This window comes from Flavobacterium sp. (assembly GCF_023151265.1).
GTDB lineage: Bacteria > Bacteroidota > Bacteroidia > Flavobacteriales > Flavobacteriaceae > Flavobacterium.
Window position 1 is genome coordinate 8,785 of the sequence record NZ_JAKLJH010000117.1, and the last position, 4,177, is coordinate 12,961.

Sequence of the window (4,177 nt, forward strand, 5' to 3'; positions counted from 1 at the left end):
TTAGTTAAAGATGAAAATGCAGAAGTAATCATTCTTTCAGTAGGAGCAGAAGCGGATATTACTGAATTAGAAAGCTACGAAGAACGTCAAGTTTTCTTAGAAGATATGGGATTAACAGAACCAGGTTCGGCAGTGTTGATTCGTGCGGCATATAAATTATTAAAATTACAAACGTATTTTACAGCTGGTGTTAAAGAAGTTCGCGCTTGGACAATCAATATCGGAGATACAGCACCAAAAGCAGCTGGAGTTATCCATACTGATTTCGAAAAAGGATTCATTCGTGCAGAAGTTATTGCATTCGAAGACTTCTCAAACTTTGGTTCAGAAGCAAAAGTAAAAGAAGCTGGAAAATTAAGAGTTGAAGGAAAAGAATACATCGTAAAAGATGGTGATGTGATGCATTTCCGTTTTAATGTTTAGTCATTGTGAGGAACGAAGCAATCTCAATAATATAAGAAACCGTTGAAGCCATTCAGCGGTTTTTTTGTGGCACAACATTTGCATTGGCAAACAAAACAAACTACCATGAAAAAATATCTTATTCTAGCCGCATTTGCTTTGGCTATGGTTTCCTGTAAAGATCAAGGATTGAGCAATAGTTTTATTTATTTTTCTGAAGCCCAACCCACAAATGTGGATGAGATAACAGCATTTCCAAAGAAGTTTGTTCGAACGTATACAATGGATTATTCACATCGTTTGGTAGTGGAACCAAAATGCGCTTACATTCTAGAAATAGAAACTTTAACCGCTTTAAAATCAGAATTAGATTCCATTCCAGAATTTGAATTGCGCAACAATCAGGTTTACGATAAATCCGAAAATAAAAGTTATAAAACATTCATTAAAGGCGATACAATTGCGTTTGAAATAGAGCGTTTGGATACTATTTTCTCTTTTGCAGAAAACGAAATCGCTAAACAATATAAATCTTCATTGGTTTTAAATAAAGAAGTTGATGGAAAATACCAAACCAGTATTTTGAAATTGTCCACTATTGGAGCAAAACACATTCAACTTGGAACCAAAAAAGATTTTACTAAATTAAAATCTGAACTTAAAATTCCATTTGTAGCTGAAATAAAAGAAAATGATACGATTCACGTGCTTCTAACGCCATCTCGTGCCGATTTTAGAAAATTACTTCGTAAAGAAGGATTTGAGTATGAAACATTCTATTTAATGAAGTAAAGAGTTATGAAAATCATTAAAAAACTGCTGAAATATATTGCGATTTTCGTTCTATCATTGGTAACATATTTGATAGTTGTAACATTACTTTCGTATATTCCTGTAAATGATGATTTGGTTAAAAGTAGGAAAGAAATTCCCATCTACATTCTAACAAACGGCGTTCACACGGATATTGTTTTACCAATTAAAAATGAATATTACGATTGGACTTCCCAACTCAAATTCGACCATACTAAATCAAAAGACACTACGTATCAATATGTAGCTTTAGGTTGGGGCGACAAAGGTTTTTATTTAGAAACACCAACTTGGGCAGATTTAAAAGCAAGTACAGCAGTAAAAGCGGCTACAGGATTAAGTTCGTCGGCTATGCATGTGACGTTTTATAAAAGTTTGAAAGAGAACAAATCTTGCAAAAAGATTCAAATTTCGTTAGAGAATTACAAAAAAATGATTGCATTTATTAACGAATCTTTCCAAACCAAAACAGACGAATTCCTAAAAATAGAAACCGATGCCGTTTACGGAAAACACGATGTTTTTTACGAAGCCAATGGAAGTTATTCGTTGTTTTACACTTGTAATTCTTGGGCAAACCAAGCCTTAAAAGCAGCCAATCAAAAAGCTGCTCTTTGGACAATTTCTGATAGTGGAATTTTTAGGCATTATGAATAACAGATTGATTATTTTTACAAAATGAAATTATTTTTATTTGCTCTAATTGCGGTGACATTTTTTGGGACTAAAAAAGATTTAGTTAATAATATCAAATTCAACAATCTTAAAGTTACAGATACAATTAAAGATGTTGATACGCTTTTAATTGGAGATTTGAATTCGGATAAAATTCCTGATACAATATTCCGAATTTATCCTCAAATGATAAATGCAACAGAGGATTATGACGGAGATTGTGTAAATAATGCTTGCGAAGTTACGTTTAAGTTTTCGTTCACAGACAAGCAAATTGTAATATACAATGCAATTGGTGCTGGAATTGAGAATTTAGGTGATATTAATAAAGATGGATTTTGTGAGTTTGCTGTTTTTCCACATTGGTACATAGGTTGTTGGGGAAAGATTCAATATTTTACTTTTAAGAATAATGAATGGAAAAATTTTGGTTTTGCTCGGGCAAATATCTGTGAAGAAGTGACTTTTGAAAAACATGTAAAGATAATTTCTACAAGGAAAATAAAAGTTCTAGAGGTCTATCCAAACAAAGATTATTCTGAAATGCTACAAAGATATAAAACTCTAAAATTGGATTAATTTTCTTCTTTCTTCTTTCCTCTTTTTTTCTATCTTCTTAACCATATTTTGTCAATAACTTATCGGTTTTTCGCTTCTCAACTTTGGAGATAAATGCTATATTGCACAAAATCCAAAATCTGTCTATGTTAGAGCAAAATCAATATACCGAAGACAATATACGTTCGCTCGATTGGAAAGAGCACATTCGTATGCGTCCGGGTATGTATATCGGAAAATTAGGTGACGGTTCATCGCCTGATGATGGTATTTACATTCTGTTAAAGGAAGTTATGGACAACTGTATCGATGAATTCGTTATGGGTGCCGGAAAAACCATTGAAGTCACTATCAAAGATAAATTGGTAACCGTTCGCGATTATGGTCGAGGCATTCCATTAGGAAAAGTGGTTGATGTAGTTTCCAAAATGAACACAGGAGGAAAATACGATTCCAAAGCCTTCAAAAAATCCGTAGGTTTAAATGGTGTCGGAACAAAAGCCGTAAATGCGCTGTCGAATTATTTCCGAGTAGAATCAGTTCGTGATAACCAACAAAAAGCAGCCGAATTCTCAGCAGGAAATCTAACGCTGGAAGAAGATATTCAAGAAACTACAAAACGTAAAGGAACCAAAGTTTCTTTCGTGGCTGATGATACGATTTTCAAAAATTACAAATACCGAAACGAGTACATCATCAAAATGCTCAAAAACTATTGTTATTTAAATCGTGGTTTAACGATTTATTACAATGGTGAAAAATACGTTTCAGATTACGGATTAAAAGATTTATTGGAAGAAAATATTTCGGCTGAAGATATGGTGTATCCAATCATTCACTTGGAAGGAGACGATATCGAAGTGGCTATCACACACAGTAAATCTCAATATTCAGAAGAATACCATTCGTTCGTAAACGGACAAAATACTACGCAAGGTGGAACGCATTTAGGTGCTTTCCGTGAGGCGATTGTGAAAACTATCAAAGAATTTTACAACAAACCTTTCGAAGCTTCCGATATTCGTAAATCGATTGTGTCTGCGGTTTCGGTTAAGGTTGAAGAACCAGTATTCGAATCACAAACGAAAACGAAATTAGGTTCTACCGATATCGGTCCCAATGGTCCATCAGTTCGTACGTTCGTAAATGATTTTATCAAAACGAATTTAGATAACTTCTTACATAAAAATCCAGAAGTTGCCGATGCTTTATTGCGTAAGATTTTACAAGCTGAGCGCGAACGTAAAGAGCTTTCTGGAATTCGTAAATTAGCCAAAGAACGTGCTAAAAAAGCAAGTTTGCACAATAAAAAATTACGCGATTGCCGTGTGCATTTAACCGATGCTAAAAATCCAAGAAGTTTAGAAAGTACGCTTTTTATTACCGAGGGAGATTCGGCTTCAGGTTCGATTACCAAAAGTCGTGATGTGAATACACAAGCGGTTTTCAGTTTACGTGGAAAGCCATTGAATTCGTATGGAATGACGAAAAAAATCGTGTACGAAAACGAAGAATTCAACTTATTGCAAGCCGCATTAGATATTGAAGAATCAATGGAAGATTTGCGTTACAACAACATCGTAATCGCAACCGATGCCGACGTGGATGGGATGCACATTCGCTTGTTGTTGATTACGTTTTTCTTGCAGTTTTTTCCTGAGTTAATCAAAGACGGACACTTGTACATTTTACAAACACCATTATTCCGTGTGCGAAACAAAAAGGAAAC

The 4,177-nt window shown here is 34.3% G+C and carries 5 protein-coding genes; all 5 read left to right on the forward strand.

The features are described 5' to 3' along the window. Positions 1-423 (forward strand): DUF933 domain-containing protein (locus L6Q46_RS10785; RefSeq protein WP_291284305.1); only part of this gene is annotated, 423 nt, incomplete at its 5' end. Positions 424-528: 105 nt separating this feature from the next. Continuing rightward, positions 529-1,194 (forward strand): hypothetical protein, encoded by a 666-nt coding sequence (locus L6Q46_RS10790; RefSeq protein ID WP_291284306.1) that lies wholly within the window; start codon positions 529-531, stop codon positions 1,192-1,194. 6 nt (positions 1,195-1,200) lie between these two features. Beyond that, a complete protein-coding gene (locus L6Q46_RS10795) occupies positions 1,201-1,872 on the forward strand; it encodes a TIGR02117 family protein (RefSeq protein WP_291284307.1) in 672 nt (223 codons plus the stop codon). 21 nt (positions 1,873-1,893) lie between these two features. Beyond that, positions 1,894-2,469 carry a hypothetical protein gene (locus L6Q46_RS10800; RefSeq protein WP_291284308.1) on the forward strand — a complete coding sequence of 192 codons (576 nt, stop codon included), beginning with the start codon at positions 1,894-1,896 and terminating at the stop codon, positions 2,467-2,469. Positions 2,470-2,594: 125 nt separating this feature from the next. Continuing rightward, positions 2,595-4,177: toprim domain-containing protein (locus L6Q46_RS10805; protein ID WP_291284309.1), on the forward strand; the 1,583-nt coding region annotated here is incomplete at its 3' end.

Coding starts and splice junctions, on each gene's coding strand:
- L6Q46_RS10795 (WP_291284307.1), top strand. CDS start 1,201: ATGAAAATCATTAAAAAACTGCTGAAATATATTGCGATTTTCGTTCTA.
- L6Q46_RS10800 (WP_291284308.1), top strand. CDS start 1,894: ATGAAATTATTTTTATTTGCTCTAATTGCGGTGACATTTTTTGGGACT.
- L6Q46_RS10790 (WP_291284306.1), top strand. CDS start 529: ATGAAAAAATATCTTATTCTAGCCGCATTTGCTTTGGCTATGGTTTCC.